At 48.7% G+C, this 15,065-nt stretch carries 19 protein-coding genes; 8 read left to right on the top strand and 11 right to left on the bottom strand.

Annotated elements, in window-relative coordinates:
- Positions 1–19 precede the first annotated feature (19 nt).
- The 10 genes from BBW69_RS03720 to BBW69_RS03765 all read right to left on the bottom strand — a co-directional run bounded on the left by BBW69_RS03720 (position 20) and on the right by BBW69_RS03765 (position 7,712).
- Positions 20–247, bottom strand: a complete 228-nt coding sequence (locus BBW69_RS03720) for a hypothetical protein (protein WP_188210327.1) — start codon at positions 245–247, stop codon at positions 20–22.
- A 142-nt stretch (positions 248–389) separates the two neighbouring features.
- Entirely contained in the window at positions 390–1,574 is a 1,185-nt protein-coding gene (locus tag BBW69_RS03725; protein WP_188210328.1) for a zonular occludens toxin family protein, read from the bottom strand.
- On the bottom strand, positions 1,574–1,858 hold the full coding sequence (locus BBW69_RS03730; RefSeq protein WP_188210329.1) for a DUF2523 domain-containing protein: 285 nt from the start codon (positions 1,856–1,858) through the stop codon (positions 1,574–1,576). The genes BBW69_RS03725 and BBW69_RS03730 overlap by 1 nt, the downstream gene beginning before the upstream one ends.
- A gap of 1,378 nt (positions 1,859–3,236) precedes the next feature.
- Positions 3,237–4,616 (bottom strand): IgG-binding virulence factor TspB family protein, encoded by a 1,380-nt coding sequence (locus BBW69_RS03735; protein ID WP_370628308.1) that lies wholly within the window; start codon positions 4,614–4,616, stop codon positions 3,237–3,239.
- Positions 4,617–4,746: 130 nt separating this feature from the next.
- The gene (locus BBW69_RS03740) at positions 4,747–5,067 is read right to left on the bottom strand and encodes a hypothetical protein (protein ID WP_118817940.1); all 321 of its coding nucleotides are present in this window, start codon (positions 5,065–5,067) and stop codon (positions 4,747–4,749) included.
- Positions 5,068–5,181: 114 nt separating this feature from the next.
- Positions 5,182–5,484 carry a hypothetical protein gene (locus BBW69_RS03745; protein ID WP_188210331.1) on the bottom strand — a complete coding sequence of 101 codons (303 nt, stop codon included), beginning with the start codon at positions 5,482–5,484 and terminating at the stop codon, positions 5,182–5,184.
- Positions 5,485–5,511: 27 nt separating this feature from the next.
- Entirely contained in the window at positions 5,512–5,742 is a 231-nt protein-coding gene (locus BBW69_RS03750; RefSeq protein ID WP_188210332.1) for a hypothetical protein, read from the bottom strand.
- Positions 5,743–5,970: 228 nt separating this feature from the next.
- Positions 5,971–6,171 carry a hypothetical protein gene (locus BBW69_RS03755; RefSeq protein ID WP_108043995.1) on the bottom strand — a complete coding sequence of 67 codons (201 nt, stop codon included), beginning with the start codon at positions 6,169–6,171 and terminating at the stop codon, positions 5,971–5,973.
- Between the two features lie 3 nt (positions 6,172–6,174).
- A complete protein-coding gene (locus tag BBW69_RS03760) occupies positions 6,175–6,486 on the bottom strand; it encodes a hypothetical protein (RefSeq protein WP_108043994.1) in 312 nt (103 codons plus the stop codon).
- 11 nt (positions 6,487–6,497) lie between these two features.
- A complete protein-coding gene (locus BBW69_RS03765) occupies positions 6,498–7,712 on the bottom strand; it encodes a replication initiation factor domain-containing protein (protein WP_188210333.1) in 1,215 nt (404 codons plus the stop codon).
- A 456-nt stretch (positions 7,713–8,168) separates the two neighbouring features.
- On the opposite strand from BBW69_RS03765, the gene BBW69_RS03770 reads away from it, so the two are divergent.
- The 3 genes from BBW69_RS03770 to BBW69_RS03780 all read left to right on the top strand — a co-directional run bounded on the left by BBW69_RS03770 (position 8,169) and on the right by BBW69_RS03780 (position 9,200).
- The gene (locus BBW69_RS03770) at positions 8,169–8,684 is read left to right on the top strand and encodes a phage major tail tube protein (protein WP_188210441.1); all 516 of its coding nucleotides are present in this window, start codon (positions 8,169–8,171) and stop codon (positions 8,682–8,684) included.
- 95 nt (positions 8,685–8,779) lie between these two features.
- The gene (locus BBW69_RS03775) at positions 8,780–9,076 is read left to right on the top strand and encodes a phage tail assembly protein (protein WP_188210442.1); all 297 of its coding nucleotides are present in this window, start codon (positions 8,780–8,782) and stop codon (positions 9,074–9,076) included.
- A gap of 55 nt (positions 9,077–9,131) precedes the next feature.
- The gene (locus BBW69_RS03780; RefSeq protein ID WP_223169944.1) at positions 9,132–9,200 is read left to right on the top strand and encodes a hypothetical protein; all 69 of its coding nucleotides are present in this window, start codon (positions 9,132–9,134) and stop codon (positions 9,198–9,200) included.
- An 88-nt stretch (positions 9,201–9,288) separates the two neighbouring features.
- Here BBW69_RS03780 and BBW69_RS03785 read toward each other — a convergent pair whose 3' ends face one another.
- On the bottom strand, positions 9,289–9,567 hold the full coding sequence (locus BBW69_RS03785; protein WP_107960470.1) for a hypothetical protein: 279 nt from the start codon (positions 9,565–9,567) through the stop codon (positions 9,289–9,291).
- Between the two features lie 57 nt (positions 9,568–9,624).
- Here BBW69_RS03785 and BBW69_RS03790 point away from each other — a divergent pair, with 57 nt between their 5' ends.
- Genes BBW69_RS03790 through BBW69_RS03810 form a run of 5 tightly spaced genes read left to right on the top strand, consistent with a single transcriptional unit; the run spans position 9,625 to position 15,025 of the window.
- A complete protein-coding gene (locus tag BBW69_RS03790; protein ID WP_188210443.1) occupies positions 9,625–12,231 on the top strand; it encodes a phage tail tape measure protein in 2,607 nt (868 codons plus the stop codon).
- A complete protein-coding gene (locus tag BBW69_RS03795) occupies positions 12,231–13,127 on the top strand; it encodes a phage tail protein (protein WP_188210444.1) in 897 nt (298 codons plus the stop codon). Before BBW69_RS03790 ends, BBW69_RS03795 begins: the two co-directional genes overlap by 1 nt.
- Entirely contained in the window at positions 13,124–13,345 is a 222-nt protein-coding gene (locus BBW69_RS03800) for a tail protein X (protein WP_013448388.1), read from the top strand. The genes BBW69_RS03795 and BBW69_RS03800 overlap by 4 nt, the downstream gene beginning before the upstream one ends.
- Complete coding sequence (locus tag BBW69_RS03805; protein WP_188210445.1) at positions 13,333–14,427, top strand: contractile injection system protein, VgrG/Pvc8 family; 1,095 nt, start codon at positions 13,333–13,335, stop codon at positions 14,425–14,427. The genes BBW69_RS03800 and BBW69_RS03805 overlap by 13 nt, the downstream gene beginning before the upstream one ends.
- Entirely contained in the window at positions 14,390–15,025 is a 636-nt protein-coding gene (locus tag BBW69_RS03810) for a phage baseplate assembly protein V (RefSeq protein WP_188210446.1), read from the top strand. Before BBW69_RS03805 ends, BBW69_RS03810 begins: the two co-directional genes overlap by 38 nt.
- Positions 15,026–15,065: the final 40 nt, after the last annotated feature.

Consider the following 15,065-nt stretch of genomic DNA (forward strand, 5'->3'; position numbering starts at 1 on the left):
ATTTCAGGCGGCTTGCGTTTTATTCCTCGTCGTCAAGTTCGATTTCTTCATATTCAATGACCAAATTTGAGGCGATATATTCATCACATTCTTGAATTTGTCCCTCAAACCAGCCTTTATATTGGCTCAATTCTTCGTCAGTCATGGCTGTTGAGAAACCGTTTGCCATTGCCAAGCCGTTGATGTAGTCGGCGGCAGCTTTAGCCATTTCAGTTTTTGCGACGATGTTGATTTGGATTGCTTTCATTTTCATTTCCTTACCCCTGATAACCCGAGGCGCAGTTTGCGCGATTGCGCTGTTTCCATATGCTTATAATACTACATATTATGTAGTACTGCAAGAAAATATTTCAATATTTTTATAAACATATGATTTTAGAAAGAACTTTCTAATTTACAACGCCTCCGCCGATTCCCTCAAACGGTTTTCCGCGTTCTTCCCAGTTGTCGTACATCAAATTTTGTTGTGGCTTCCCACCCATTGAAACAACTTTGGGCTTGTCATCTTTCATGGCAGTTTCTTTCTGCTCTACATTTTGCTGATTTTCTTCTTTATACGGATCAAAAGGCAATCCGTTTCTTGCGTAATCCTTGCACATTTCCTTTGTGATTTCCTTTAAAGGCGTTCCCTGTTGGGAATAACATGTGCAACCTGTTTTGCCACCTTCTATACAGCCTGCTATATGCTCAAATGTTTTTACCTGTCTCACGCCATTATAAATTGGTTTACTTTCAGGTTTTTCAGGCAATACCGGCACGAACATTTCAGGTGTCAAATTTCCATTAGACGACTGAACAGTTTCTATATTTGCTGATGAAGCCGAATTATCTTTTAATTCTGAAGCCGATTCCTCTTTAGATGCCGTTTCTTCCTGTTTTTTTCCGTAACTACTCAACATTTTATAGGACAGGCCGACAAACACGGGAATCAGCAATATTATTACCGGCAAAGTATAAAACCACTTTGACCGTTTGACCTTATTTACGGTATGAACCTCTGCGGATTCGTACAAGTCATAAACTTTTTTATCAAGCGTATAAATGCTTGAAAATCCATTTGATACCATTTTAAGAGGGTCATCGGCGCATGAATTAAATTCTAAAAGTGTACGCATACCCATCTTGTTTGATGCAATGTGATAATGCTTCCTCACAAGCGTTCTAAGCGTTTGATCCAGCAGCTTAGGGCCTTGTGTCAAAACAAATATATCAATACCCTGATGGCGGTGTGTATTAAGCCACTGAACATTATCCGGGATTTTCGAACCTGCCGAGCGTACCGGCCATACGTCTTGCGCTTCGTCCACAATGACAATAGACCCGATGTTTTCGGGTTTCTCTATCCATTCGTACATATCGTGCGCTGATAGCTGCTCATCTGTCGATTTCGGCAGTTTCTTTGCGTCCGTCTCGATGTATATATGGGGGATTTTCAAGCCTTTTATGTTTGTGAATACTTTACGGCGCATGCCGTTTTCATCGGGCTGAAACATTTCATCGTTCGCCATCATGGAAACCATCTTCAATGTTTTCCCTGAACCGGGCGTACCCGTAATAAGACAAATCTCCGCCATTATTTTTTCTTCCCTATTGAGGTTGCCAATTTCGTCATTTGTTTAAATGACAGAATGAATGCGATTGCGCCAAACAGGATATTAAGAACGGTGCCGCCACCGCTTATATAAAAAAGCTGCAACATTGCCTGAGGTGCGCCTGTCACGCTTTCCTGTATTGCATGCTGAAACTTCATAACCAGCCTATCTACACCGGCATAGGTCACGGCCATCAAGCCTAATGCAGTCAATATACGGCCTGCGACGCTCATCAAGAGCGGAATCAATGCGGCCAACAATTTCATTTGCTCTCCCTTTCTTAAAAGGCACGGTTGCCTCATTAAACAAATGTTTCTTAATCTGAAAGATTTGCGTCGCATTCGCGACGCGGCGGCGCTGTGGGGACACCCCCCTCGCGCTTATCGCCAATTCCCCCCCGCGCTTCTCGGCTGTTTGCGGCTTCGCTCGCAAAGTGCGCTGCTTCGCCTGATTGTGGCCAAAGTTTCTGAAGCTGAACGCTTTGCGGGGGACTAGTCCCCCACACCCCCTAGTCTCACTTGCGACGCCGCGCGGGCAGGGGGAACGGCGCAAAAGGCGCGCGCCTATCACCCTGCCCACGGGCAGAGTGTGTTCTTTTGGCGGGGCGGCAAGGGGTATCCGTAAAGAATCATAAAGGCGAAAAAACCCGCCTTTACGATTCTTTACAGACATCCTCCCCCTGCCTTGGCACAAGTTACTGAAGCCCGGCGGTGCTTCGCCAAGCTCTCAGGCGATTCGCCTGGCTTCGCCCAGCTCTCCGGCGGTTCGCCCTGGCTTCGCCCAGCTCTCCGGTGCTTCGCCCTGGCTTCGCCCAGCTCTCCGGCGATGCGCCTGGCTTCGTCCGGCTCTCCGGCGATGCGCCTGGCTTCGCCCAGCTCTCCGGTGCTTCGCCTGGCTTCGCCCAGCTCTCCGGTGCTTCGCCCTGGCTTCGCCCAGCTCTCCGGCGATTCGCCTGGCTTCGCCCAGCTCTCCGGCGATGCGCCTGGCTTCGCCCAGCTCTCCGGTGCTTCGCCCGGCTTCGCCCAGCTCTCCGGCGATGCGCCTGGCTTCGCCCAGCTCTCCGGCGGTTCGCCCTGGCTTCGCCCAGCTCTCCGGTTCTTCGCCCTGGCTTCGTCCGGCTCTCCGGCGATGCGCCTGGCTTCGCCCAGCTCTCCGGCGGTTCGCCCTGGCTTCGCCCAGCTCTGGCGGTTCTCCCGGCTTCGTCCGGCTCTGGCGGTTCTCCCGGCTTCGCCCAGCTCTCCGGTGCTTCGCCTGGCTTCGCCCAGCTCTCCGGTGCTTCGCCCTGGCTTCGCCCAGCTCTCCGGTGCTTCGCCCGGCTTCGCCCAGCTCTCCGGCGATGCGCCTGGCTTCGCCCAGCTCTGGCGGTTCGCCTGGCTTTGGCTCAAGTTTCCGAAGCTGAACGCTTTGCGGGGGACTAGTCCCCCACACCCCCTAGTCTCACTTGCGACGCCGCGCGGGCAGGGGGACGGCGAAAAAAGCACTCGCCTTACCACCTGCCCCCGGGCAGAGTGTGTTTCTTTGTCCGAGCGGCAAGGGGTATCCATAAAGAATCATAAAGGCGAAAAAACCCGCCTTTACGATTCTTTACGGACATCCTCCCCCTGCCTGAACAAAGGTTACTGAAGCCCGGCGGTGCTTCGCCTGCTAGACTTCACGGGATACTGTGCGGATACAGAAAAAGGCGGCAACAGCCCAAGCAAGGGCGAGAAGCATGTACCTCAGCCTTTCGGCTATCGTACATGCGTTCTCAAAGCTGAACGCGAACTGTTTGCTTGAATCAAGCACGGTTATCGTGAACGTGACAGGTGCGGGACACTGAGCGGAATCTTGAAAGATTCCGGATTTCTCAAACTCAACGTTAACCGTCTCATTTGGAAGCTGCGGATCGGAATCGGCTGACGGCTCCGGAAGCTGGTCACATGCCAGAATATTCGGGAAGAAACGGCACAAAAGACCGCCGTCTTTGCCGTCCTTTCCGTCTTTGCCGTCCCTGCCATTTGCCGGTGATACCGGAGACCCCGGACTTGTTCCGGGCTGCACGTTCGGTTCGGGATTTGTGTCCGGGTCAGGTTCGGGATTGGGACGTGTGCCGGGTTGCTCATTGGGATTCGGGTTGTTTGATGGGTTCGTTGCCGGTGATGTATCAGGCGACGGGCGGACATTGGGAGCTTCCGCGCTTCCTGGCGTGAGATCGGGACGTGGTGTTACTTGAACATCGGCTGTTGTTTTGCCTTGGGAATCGCGCCCGAAACTGACAAGGACTTGTACGGGATTCCCGCTTTTGTCGGTTACCGGGCCGATGTTCAGTTTTGTGCCGGGTGCGACTTCGACATCTTCCTTGTAACCGGGGAAGTTTGTTGCTTTGATAAATCTATCTGGATTGGCATCGACCTTTTTTGCAATCAGATCATTAAATGAATTTGGATCGGGGTCTGACTTTTTAATTTCATGTTGCAAACTATACCGTAATAAAAGATCCCCAAAAGAACATGAAACAGAAATATCTTCATTATAAAAACAGTAATCAATTTTTTTAAATCTATTAGGTTCGCCGTAATCTTTACCCAAAACATCCGCAATTCTTTCAAAATCGCTTTTAACCCTTCTAACTAATAAATCCTGAGTTTCCTTAGCGCGTTGTCCGCCTTGAGACAAAGCCAATAATTCGGATGAATCAACTCCAACACATGAGAAATAACCTGGTTCACTCCTGAATCTGCCTTTACACAATGCGTTATCGTAATATTTGACGTAATCTCCAATATCTTCTGAATATCGGAAACCTGCTTTTTCAAGCTCCGGATTTAATTCTTTATATATGTCATAGGCTAAAAGAGCAGTTCCGACATAGGGAACCGCTCTTGTGCCTAGTTTTGCGCCTTGGCGGACTAATGCGCCAACGCCTGCCAAGACTCCGGCGCGGGAAACTGATGCAGTTACTTTAACAGGAATTCTTTCAAGAGAACGTGCTCCTGTTGAAGAATGAACAACCGGCAATGATTTTTGTATCTCATGATAGAACATATTGCCACCGAGTCCACCTCTTCCTCTATCAAGATAACGCCAAGTTTTAACGCCATTCTCATTGAATTCGCCTGTTGATACGCGGACTCTTCCACTTGGTTCAACAAACAATTCTTCTGCATACGATGAATTAAAGCCTAATAGAATAACGACCGTAATAAAAAGCCGTTGAAATTTGACCATCATAGAATTCTTTACATTCAAAGCCATTTTCTAAAAACTGAAATTTCAGAAAAGAGCCATCCTCAAAAAAAACTACCATATCATCAAGATATGTTCTATTTAAAAAATATTGAGATGCTTTTCTTACAACATTTGTAAAATCGGAAATCGGATACATATCCTTAAGTCTAAACATTTCCGATATAAAAATATGACAAAGTTTCTCATTAAAATAATCAGGATTTGTATTTTGTTTGAATTTCAATTCATCTTCAGACAAATAGAACATAATTCAAGCCTCAACTATTTAATTAAAAGCCTGATTTTAAAACACGTCATATAAATATCAAAGCGACAGACAGAGCCAAGAAAAAACCAAGAAGAAACCAAAAATCAATAACCATCAATCAATCCCAACCTTGCCCATGTCTTTCAAAAAATTAATCAGAAGCCTGAAACCGTAGATGACTACGAACAGAATTAAAACCGTCGAACCAAGATAAGAGCCATATTTAACCTGTTCGTAATTGGAACATTCCGGATAAGACAACGTAACCGGATTGCCATTCAACACCCATTTTTCGCCCACCCTTTCCGGCCTGATTATTTTTCCGTCCTGGGTAACAGTAGGAGGGAGGGACGACAATAAATAGTCGTCTGCCTGCAATCTTGTATCAAAACAGTTCATGCCGACACGGTAGCCCATTTATGCGCCCCTTTTTCTTCACTTCTGTTATTTAACAGATTTGATCATGCTCCAAGCCATTTTGAAGCCTTGGATTGCCAAAATGACGGTAATGGCCGCCATACCCACGGCGGAAACCATGGCAACGAAACCCATGATTACATTAGCCACCTGCGTGCCAATTGCTGCCGCATTAAAGTCATCTGCCAGAACAATAGCCGGTGTGAAGATACCGGCTGCCAATGCTGCTTTCACAGCATATTTTTTAACGATGTTCATCGCTCTTTTCCTTTTTTAAGTTTAAGTAAGACGGCTTCTTAGGTTTAAATCCGGGCGAAGCCTGTTCCCGAATTATTTTATTTATTAATTCATGAAATATAACAAAGCAAACATGAATAAAAACAGGCACACAACCCAACCAACTATTAATTTAGTCGAATTCATTTTTTATCCTCTTTGCGGGCTTTGTGAAAGGTTGACAGACCGCCCGCCGAGCCTGTTTTGCTCTTATTCCGATTTCACGAAAAACTGAAATATTTGGAAACCTCCGCCTATTTCATTTATGCCCGAATTCAACGCATCTTCGTAGCTTTCGAAATGACCGGCAGACTTTAGATTTTGCGTAAATCCGACATCCCCGAACGGATCGGGATAGATGAATTCATGCGTTTCCAAATCTTGAACGATAAACCGCTCCTCATATTTCATAAATCAACCTTTCGGTTTTTCAGCCACCTGAAAATCAATTAATGACGGAACCATGCCTTTACCTGTCGAAGTCATTTCAACCGTTACCATAACTTCGCAGGGGTATTTGAGATTCTCTAACCTTGAGAAATTCTTACTGTCCCCGAATTTCATTTGTGCCGCCGTGAATCCAACAGCATTTCCCGACTGTACCGGTAAAGATGTTGCAACCAATACAGAACAAGTATCGATATTTGAGCCATCAATTTCTCCTTTGAATTTTTTGGCTCCCAAAAAAGTTGCAGGATAAGTTACAGTTTGGTTTTGATTAAACATTTTGATTTCCTTTAAAAATAATCATAATCTACATTTTGATGATAAACTTTATCTAAATATTCCTGATATTTCCTTTCTTTTTCGGCATCATAATCAGGACTAAAAAGCCTTTTTTCCCTATCGAATTTGTCAGAATTTATAAAATCAATAACCCCCAATTCATCAAGTTCAATCTCTAGATCAATATCCGGCTGTTCATGAATAAAACCGTGTTTTAACCCGTCCCTTAACATTTCCAGAGCATATTTTTCAGGTTCTAATCCTTTGGGAAATCCCGAATCTGCCTTTAAAGATTCCACAATTTCGCTGTTGTCAAAACCCATTTCAATCATGAAATTGACCAGTTTTCCAACTGCGTTTTTCGCGTAATGCAATTTATGCTCAAAAGTTAGATTAAGCGTTTTCTTTCTCTGATCGAACCTTTCGGGAACCGGCATATTTTTGAACTTTCTACAAATTGGGAAAGCTCCACAGAAATAAGAACCCTGATTTATTAAAATATCCAAGGGTATTTCGATATCTCCATAATTAAACTGGATCTCGAACCTTACCCACTTGCTATCTTTATCGCCAAGCTGCCTGCCTTTCTCATAAACACGAACAAAACGAGAATTTTTCTTGCGACCTACATAAAATGTCTTGCCGCTCCCGTCCTCATTCCGCCAAGCCGTACCGATCGTTTCAGATTTCGGCCTTTGGTTACTGTTGTCGAAGAAGCCGTTATCGTGATCTAACAACGCCTGATCCGGCGTGTACTCTCCGTCAAAAAAATCAAGCGCCAGGTCAATTCGCGTTATTCTTGGCCTTATCGAATCATCAAGAAACTGCTTTAGCCTCAACTCCCAACCCGGACTTGCAACGCTGCAACCAGTACCTTTCAACTCAACCAAAACAGTATTTCGCTGACCTCCGAAATGCACCTCACCATAATCAACATCGTCTGAACCTAGCCTGAACATGGATTCATAGAATTTGTTGCCCCTAGATTTACATTTGCGCGTTATGCCGAAACCTAGAATTTCTTCCAGCTTTCCGCTTAATACATACATGTATTCAGCATCAGAAAATAAAGGGCAACCGGAAACTTTCAGTAAAGTATCTTCATGGAATGTGAATGAAATCCAATCAACGAAAACTCCATCTTGCTTACCTCTTCGCTGAGGAATTTCTAAAAGCTTTCCTTTTCCGTCCGATATAAAGTGCGAGAAATATTCAACTTCACTCATTCGTTCACTACTCTTGGAATTGGTTTTTAATTTCGCTCCCCCCCTGTTAGTCAAGGGGGGGGCTTTCAGCCGTTTCCCGTCTGCCGCGCTAAAGCGCGTCCGACGGTCAACGACCGAAAGCCAAACCCTGACAAATTTTTAAAGATCAAGAAGAAAGACAACAACCGTCTGTTGTGATAATTACCGGAAAATTCGAATCAATCGAATCTATATAATCGAACGCTTGATAAAGCTTTGAAAAATTCTCTTGCTGAGTTAGTTTATGCGGTTCTCCATTTCGGAACAGATAAAAACACAAAACACAAGAATCTGATTTTTTAAATATTCTCCAGTACGAACAGGAAAATATTACATTTGCTGCTGACATAAAAAAGCCCCTTTCACTTGGCTGTCAAAGGGGAATGTTAAGAAAAGTAATGCGCCCCTCTGATGGGACGCAATATATAAGGAAACAAGATGAGCGCAATCAATGCAATCTACAATGCCAACGTCTATATCGACGGCAACAGCCTGTTGGGTAACGCATCCGAGTTCAAACTGCCCGAGTTTGAGTTTGGGCAGGACGACCATACCGGTTTGGGTATGGTCGGTACCATCAAACTGCCTAATGGCGTAGAAGCCCTGGAAGGCGAAGTTACTTGGAACAGCTTTTATCCCGAGGTGGCCAAGAAGGCATCCAACCCCTTTAAAGCTGTGCAACTGATGGTGCGCGGCAACCTGCAGACCTTCAATGCGTCAGGTTTGGCGGAAGAAGTCCCCATCGTAACCACGGTAACGGCAGTGTTTTCCAAAAACGCCCTGGGCGGCTACAAGCCGAAGGAAAAGGCGGAATTTAGCTCAACCTACCAGGCAACAGAAGTCCGCCAAGTCGTCGTCGGGCGCGAAGTGCTGTACTACAACGCGTTCAAAAATATCTACCGCGTGGACGGTCAGGACGTTTTGAACCAAATGCGTAAAAACATTGGTGCTTAATCTTTAAATCGGATTAAAAGCCGTTTCAGACGACCTTTGACACAATCACCGTATCTTTACCGATACGGTGATTTTTTTATTTTTGGAGATGGAAAATGAATGAAGCCAAGAAATTGCAAGAAGATTTGGGTGTAAATACCGTTGTGAAACTGAAATATCCGGTACGGCTGGCGACGGGTCAGATGTTGGAACAGGTAACGCTCCGTCGTTTGCGCGTGGGCGATTTGCGCGCCGTGTCGCACCTGACGAATGAGGCGGAGCAAGAACTGGCCCTGTTTGCCCGTATGGCAGGCATGATTCCCGAAGACTTGGATTGTTTGGATTTGGCGGATTGGAAACAGTTGCAGGAAACGTTTCGCCGCTTCACGGAATCCGAGCCGGACGGCAAATAGTCCGCCGCTTTCGAGGGCGGAAACGCAGCGGCAGCTGCTGTCTGCCGCCGCCGATTTGGCTTGGTGGTTCGGTTGGAGCGTGGATGAGGTTTACGCGCTGTCGCTGGACGAATTTGAAGACTGACAGAAAGAAGCAACCCGCCAAATGAAGGCGGGTTATCGGAGGGGGATGTGAAAAAGCCGGACAATCCAGTATCCGGCTTTTCTTCAGATTATGCGGCGGTTTTGGATTTCTCTGTCCAACACAACAATCCGGAGAGGATGCCGCCCAGTAAGGCGGCTGCCAATGCGGTCAATGGAGAGGCCATTAATGTCGCAAAAGCGGCAATCAAGCCGCCGAATATTGTTGAGATAACGGGTTGATCGGCAGTAAACAGCGAAAAAAACACAATCCCGAAGACGGTTGAAGACAACAGCCAAAAAAATATCTGCCCCGATATTTCAAAGTTGTCGGAAAAGTCCAACAGCTGCTCATCTTTCCTTGTATTCATGGCCGGTCAACCCGTGTCTGTCAAATTTGTTTTTAATCATAGGTGTGGGGTTATCGAATGTCAAGCGAATTGGCGATAGGTATTGTTTTAGGTGCGTCCGTCAAAGCAGGGTTTTCTTCTGTTTTCGGGCGGACAAAAAACACAATCAAAGAGTTGGGCAGTGAAATCCAGCGTGTCAAAAGCCAACAGGACAAACTGGGTTTGTCCATTTCAAAGGGGCTGGCATCGGGTAAACGCGGGTTGGGCGATATGCGCCGCCATTACGATATGATGGGACAGTCCATCCAAAAAGCTGCCTATGCTCAAAAAAAGCTGAATGACGCCATTAAAAAACAGGAACACGCCAAAGAATTCCGTGCGGGATTGCGTTCGGAAATGATAGATACGGCAGCTCATGGAGCGGTAGTTGCCGGTCCGGTTATTGCTTCAGTCAAAAAATACATGGAGCAGGAAAGTGCGTCGGCAGATTTGAAAATCGCCATGATGCGTAAAGACGGCAGTTTCGGCAGGTTTGACGAAATCGACCGTCTGACGACGAAATGGGGCGCAGATCTGCCGGGCAATAAAAAAGACTTTACCCAAATGGCTTTAGGACTGAAAAGTCAAGGTATTTCAGACGATACCATCATCAACGGCGGCGGCTTGGCAACCGCACAACTGAATACGGTTATCGGTATCCCGATTGCCGACGGCAGTTTTTTTGCCAAAAACATGGAAGCCCACGGCATCAAAGAAGCCGATCTGCTCAAATCCGCCGACCTGACCCAACGTGCCTATTTTGCGGCGGGGCTAAAAAAAGAAGATATGTTCGAGGCGATGAAATACTACTCGGGCAAGGCAAATAACATCGGCTTTACGGGGTTGGAGCATCAGAAAAAAATTTACGGCATCGAAGGTTTGGCGGCGACAAAAGGTATCGAAGGGTCTCAGTTCGGTACGAACTTCAGCACTTTCTTGGGAAACCTTTCCAAGGGTGTTGAGAACCTCGAATATGCAGGGCGTGGGCGGAAAGGCGAATTGCGGAAGATGATGCAGTCTGCGGGCGCGAACTTCGACTTTTTCAATGCCGACGGTTCTATCAAGGATTTACGCCAAATTACAGGTATTTTGGAATCGGAGTTCGGAAAAATTCGTGCCAAATACGGCGACAAGGGGGTCATGGATATTTCCAATGCCATTTTCGGCTCTGAGGGTGGCAGGATTGCGGATATTCTGATTCAGTCAGGCGTTAAAGGCTTTGATGAAATGCTTGCCAAAATGGACGCGCAAGCCTCTTTGCAGGAACGAATCCAAGTCAAAACAGGGACACTTTCCGCCGCACTGGAGGCGTTGGGCGGTACGGCAGAGAATACCGCCGCCGTTTTCGGCGGCGTGTTTGCCGCCGAAATTCAGCAGTTTGCCCAAAAAGCTCAGGCATTTGTAGAAAACACTTTGCGGCCTTGGCTGAAAGAAAACAAAGGGCTGATTAAGTGGGTCGTCGGACTTGCTGCCGGATTCTTTGCAGGAAAACTCGCCATATTGGGGTTGATGTATGCGGCAAGTATGGCATTGATGCCTGTTCGTGCTTTGGCCACGGGGTTCTTTAAGGCTCAAGCTGCCTTCAGACTGTTCCAACTGATGCGGCTTGGGAAAATAGGTAGGGGCGTCATGCTGCTGCGTATGTTCGGTCTGTCTGCGAAAAATGCCGCTTCCTCCGCCCGCTTTTTTTCATCGGTATGGAAAATCGGCAGCAGTATCATCGGTTCGGTCATCCGTAATGTCTTGAAGCTGGGAAGTACCTTTTTACAGTTCGGCTCCAACGTAATCGGTTTTGTTGTCAGGCAGATGCTCATGTTGGGCGGGGCATTCCTGCGGCTGGGAGTGATGCTTCTGACGACCCCTATCGGCATTGCATTGACCCTGCTGGGTGTCGCCGCTTATATGCTTTATAAAAACTGGGATGGTGTAGTCGGTGGTGCAAAAGCATTGTGGCAGGATTTAAGTAATTTCATCGGCGGCGTAGTTAATTCCATAGCCTCTTTTTTCGGTACATGTTGGGAAAGCATCAAGGCATTTTTCAATAGCGGTATAGGTAATATCTCAGCGCAGATTATCAACTGGTCTCCATTAGGGTTGTTTTATCAGTCGTTTGCCTCTGTTATGTCTTGGTTCGGCGTGCAGTTGCCGTCGAGCTTCACGCAGTTTGGCGCAAACATCATCCAAGGGCTGTGGAACGGGTTGCAGTCCAAATTCGAGTCGGTCAAGGCATGGTTTGCCGAAAAGGCGGCATCGCTCAAACAAACATTTGCCGGCGTGATGGGCATTCACTCGCCCAGCCGCGTGTTCCGCCGCTTTGGCGGATGGATGATGGATGGCCTGCAAATCGGTTTGGACGGGAGTGCGGCTCGTCCGATTGCCTCTATAGCCAATACGGCAGGCCGTCTGAAAAGCGGTTTTACCGACCATATGGGCGCGCTGGCGGCACGGTTGTCTGCGGGCGGCGAGGCATTTGCGTCTGCACGCAATACTCAGGCGGCGGGCGGGATGACCATCAATTACAACCCGACCATCAACGCGCCGGGCGGTAATCCTCAGCAGATTGAGGCTGCGCTGCAGATGGGCTTGCGTGAATTCGAAGCAATGTTCCGCCGCATGATGGACGACAAATTACGGAGGGCTTATTGATGTATGCGATGTTGGGTGATGTGCGATTTGAGCTTTTAAACAGCTTCACATCGCTTGAGGCAGAACATTCGGCGAACTTTGCCAAGCATGAGGTCTTAAAAGGCCGTCCGCGCCTGCAGGCCTTGCAAAACGAACTGACGACGTTGCGTTTCTCTCTCAAGTTGCATTGGCGGCTGGGTAATCCCGACACGGCTTATAAGGGTCTGCTGTCGGCTTTGGAGGCGCAGCAGGCAGTGTCTTTGGTTTACGGTAGCGGCCGTTTTGTCGGATGGTTTGTGCTTGAGCGGCTGACGGAGCGCACGTTGATTCAGGACGCGCAAGGTCGGACGGCGGCGCGGGAATTGGATGTGGAGCTGACCCAGTTTGTCGGCGACCCGAATAACCCGCTCCCGACCCCGGCAGTCAAGTCGGGCAGGCAAAATCCGCTCCTGTCCTTATTACCGGAGAGCGTTCGGGCTCAGGCATCGGATGTAGCGAGGGCGGTCGAAAAAGGTATCAAGGTTTACCGCGCTGCGGAATCGGGCATAGCCGATATGCAGAACCTGATACGCGTGGCTAAAGATTTGAAAAACGACCCATCAGGGACATTAAACCTGTTGGGGGACGCACTCAATGTCGGTGGCAGCACTTTAGGAAGGCTCAATACCTTGCCGGAAGTAACGGCGGTTTTCGGCGACCTGAAAGGCGCGGCAGAATTTGCGGCACAGGCCGGACAAGCGGCCAACCGGCTGGGCGGAGCCGTCGGCGCATTGCGGGCAGGTTATGAGGGCGGTTCGGTAGGAAGTTGGTTGGATGCGGTGGAAAACGGCGTAGCCGAAGCATCGGATGCGCTGGCAAACGGCTCTGCCGCCGCCCAGGCTTTGACCGGCTATCTTGCGGCAAGAAAGGATAAATGATGAGTGCGGTCATACGCTACACCACCCAAGACGGCGACCGATGGGATTTGATTGCGCACAAGCATTACGGCAATGCGCTGTTGATTGACGGTCTGATTGCGGCCAATCCGCACTTGCCTTTGGCGGAGGAGTTTACGGGCGGCCTCACGGTATTTGTCCCCGTTTTGGAAACCAAACCGAAAAATAACCAAGAGGAGCTGCCGCCGTGGATGCGTTAAGTGCGTTTTTGAAGCTGAAGAGTTTGGACGGCGGCAATACCCATCCGGTTACCATGCCTGATTTCGTCCTGTCTTACGAAGACAAAGATATAACGGCAGATGTTGCGCCTTATCTGATTTCGTTCAGCTATACCGATTATCTTGAGGGGCAGTCGGATGAATTGCAGGTCGATTTTGAGGATACGGACGGCCGCTGGCTGAGTAATTGGTATCCCGAACAGGGCGATGCTTTGTCTTTGAGCCTGGGTGACCAATTTACCGGGCTGGTTTCTCTCGGCAAATTTGAGATTGCCGAAATCGAATACAACCGGCCGCCGTCGACGGTCAGCCTGAAGGCTTTATCGACGGGCATTACCAAGTCGAACCGCACCCTGCGCGGCAAGGCGTATGAAAACACGACTCTGGCCGCCATTGTCCGTCAGATTGCAGGCCGTCTGAAATTGGAAATCACAGGGACGGTTAAAGATATCCCCATCAAACGCGTTACCCAGTATCAGGAGCGCGATGTCGAGTTTTTGGCGCGGCTGGCGAAGGAATACGGACACAGCTTTAAAATCGTCGGCAAGAAACTGGTGTTTACCGACAACAACGCGCTCAAACAGCGTCCTGCCGTTGCCGTCCTGAAACCTGAGGATATCATCCGTGTCCGCCTGCGTGATTTGATTAAGGGTGTGCCGTCTAAAGTAGATGTCAAAGGCTACGACCCGAAAAACAAGAAAACGGTCTCGGCAAGCCGAAAAAGCAAGCCCAAGCGAGGCAAAGCCAAACACGGCAGCACGGGCGATACATTGCGTATCGTGCCGAATAAGGGTGAGAGTACCGCCCAATTAAATGCCAGGGCAGATGCCAAATTGGCAGATGCGCAGGACGACCAATGCGCGGGGACGGTTACACTGGTCGGCAATGCGCTGTTGGCGGCAGGTCAAATGGTACGGTTGAAAGGATTCGGCAAGTTTTCGGGTAAATATCTGGTCAAGCAGTCGCAGCATGACTTTTCGCGCAGCAGCGGCTATACGACGGAAATCGAAATCAAGATGACGGAATATGTTTCTGAAGAGGAGCAAGGCAGTGCAAACCCATGATTTTACGGCAACGATGCAATTTGGTACGGTATCGGCAGTCGATGCGGCGGCACACAGTTTGCGGGTAAAAATCCCCGTACTCGACGACATGGAAACCGATTGGCTGCCGATGGCGACACCGGCGGCGGGCGGCAACCGTTTTTACAGCCTCCCCGATGTGGGCGAACTGGTGGTCTGCCTGCTGGACGCGCGCGGCGAAAACGGCTGCGTCATCGGCGCGATTTACAATGCCTCCGACAAGCCGCCGGTATCCGACCAAAACAAATGGGTCAAACGGTTTGCCAACGGCACGGTCATCTCGCACGACCGGCGCAGCGGCGAAGTCGTTGTGGAAACGCCGGGCAAGGTCGAAATCAAAGCGGCGCAGAAAGTGGACATCCAATCGCCTCAGACAGAAATTACGGGCAATGCGACGGTAAACGGGCTGTTGACCTATACCGCAGGTTTGGCGGCAGGCAATGCCGGCGGCGGCGAGGCGGCGAAGATTACGGGTAACGTCATCATTGACGGCGAACTTATCGTCAACGGTATCAATGTCGGCAAGCACATCCATGACGGCGATTCCGGAGGGCAAACCGGCGAACCGAAAAATCATTAAGCCGCATTAAAAGGCGTTTCAGACGGCCTTCTCTACAATC

Source organism: Neisseria sp. RH3002v2f (assembly GCF_014596375.1).
Lineage (GTDB): Bacteria > Pseudomonadota > Gammaproteobacteria > Burkholderiales > Neisseriaceae > Neisseria > Neisseria cinerea.

Bases quoted from the DNA above. Each gene is read 5' to 3' on its own strand.
- BBW69_RS03720 (WP_188210327.1), bottom strand. From the start codon at position 247: ATGAAAGCAATCCAAATCAACATCGTCGCAAAAACTGAAATGGCTAAA.
- BBW69_RS03725 (WP_188210328.1), bottom strand. From the start codon at position 1,574: ATGGCGGAGATTTGTCTTATTACGGGTACGCCCGGTTCAGGGAAAACA.
- BBW69_RS03730 (WP_188210329.1), bottom strand. From the start codon at position 1,858: ATGAAATTGTTGGCCGCATTGATTCCGCTCTTGATGAGCGTCGCAGGC.
- BBW69_RS03735 (WP_370628308.1), bottom strand. From the start codon at position 4,616: ATGTTCTATCATGAGATACAAAAATCATTGCCGGTTGTTCATTCTTCA.
- BBW69_RS03740 (WP_118817940.1), bottom strand. From the start codon at position 5,067: ATGTTCTATTTGTCTGAAGATGAATTGAAATTCAAACAAAATACAAAT.
- BBW69_RS03745 (WP_188210331.1), bottom strand. From the start codon at position 5,484: ATGGGCTACCGTGTCGGCATGAACTGTTTTGATACAAGATTGCAGGCA.
- BBW69_RS03750 (WP_188210332.1), bottom strand. From the start codon at position 5,742: ATGAACATCGTTAAAAAATATGCTGTGAAAGCAGCATTGGCAGCCGGT.
- BBW69_RS03755 (WP_108043995.1), bottom strand. From the start codon at position 6,171: ATGAAATATGAGGAGCGGTTTATCGTTCAAGATTTGGAAACGCATGAA.
- BBW69_RS03760 (WP_108043994.1), bottom strand. From the start codon at position 6,486: ATGTTTAATCAAAACCAAACTGTAACTTATCCTGCAACTTTTTTGGGA.
- BBW69_RS03765 (WP_188210333.1), bottom strand. From the start codon at position 7,712: ATGAGTGAAGTTGAATATTTCTCGCACTTTATATCGGACGGAAAAGGA.
- BBW69_RS03770 (WP_188210441.1), top strand. From the start codon at position 8,169: ATGAGCGCAATCAATGCAATCTACAATGCCAACGTCTATATCGACGGC.
- BBW69_RS03775 (WP_188210442.1), top strand. From the start codon at position 8,780: ATGAATGAAGCCAAGAAATTGCAAGAAGATTTGGGTGTAAATACCGTT.
- BBW69_RS03785 (WP_107960470.1), bottom strand. From the start codon at position 9,567: ATGAATACAAGGAAAGATGAGCAGCTGTTGGACTTTTCCGACAACTTT.
- BBW69_RS03790 (WP_188210443.1), top strand. From the start codon at position 9,625: ATGTCAAGCGAATTGGCGATAGGTATTGTTTTAGGTGCGTCCGTCAAA.
- BBW69_RS03795 (WP_188210444.1), top strand. From the start codon at position 12,231: ATGTATGCGATGTTGGGTGATGTGCGATTTGAGCTTTTAAACAGCTTC.
- BBW69_RS03800 (WP_013448388.1), top strand. From the start codon at position 13,124: ATGATGAGTGCGGTCATACGCTACACCACCCAAGACGGCGACCGATGG.
- BBW69_RS03810 (WP_188210446.1), top strand. From the start codon at position 14,390: ATGTTTCTGAAGAGGAGCAAGGCAGTGCAAACCCATGATTTTACGGCA.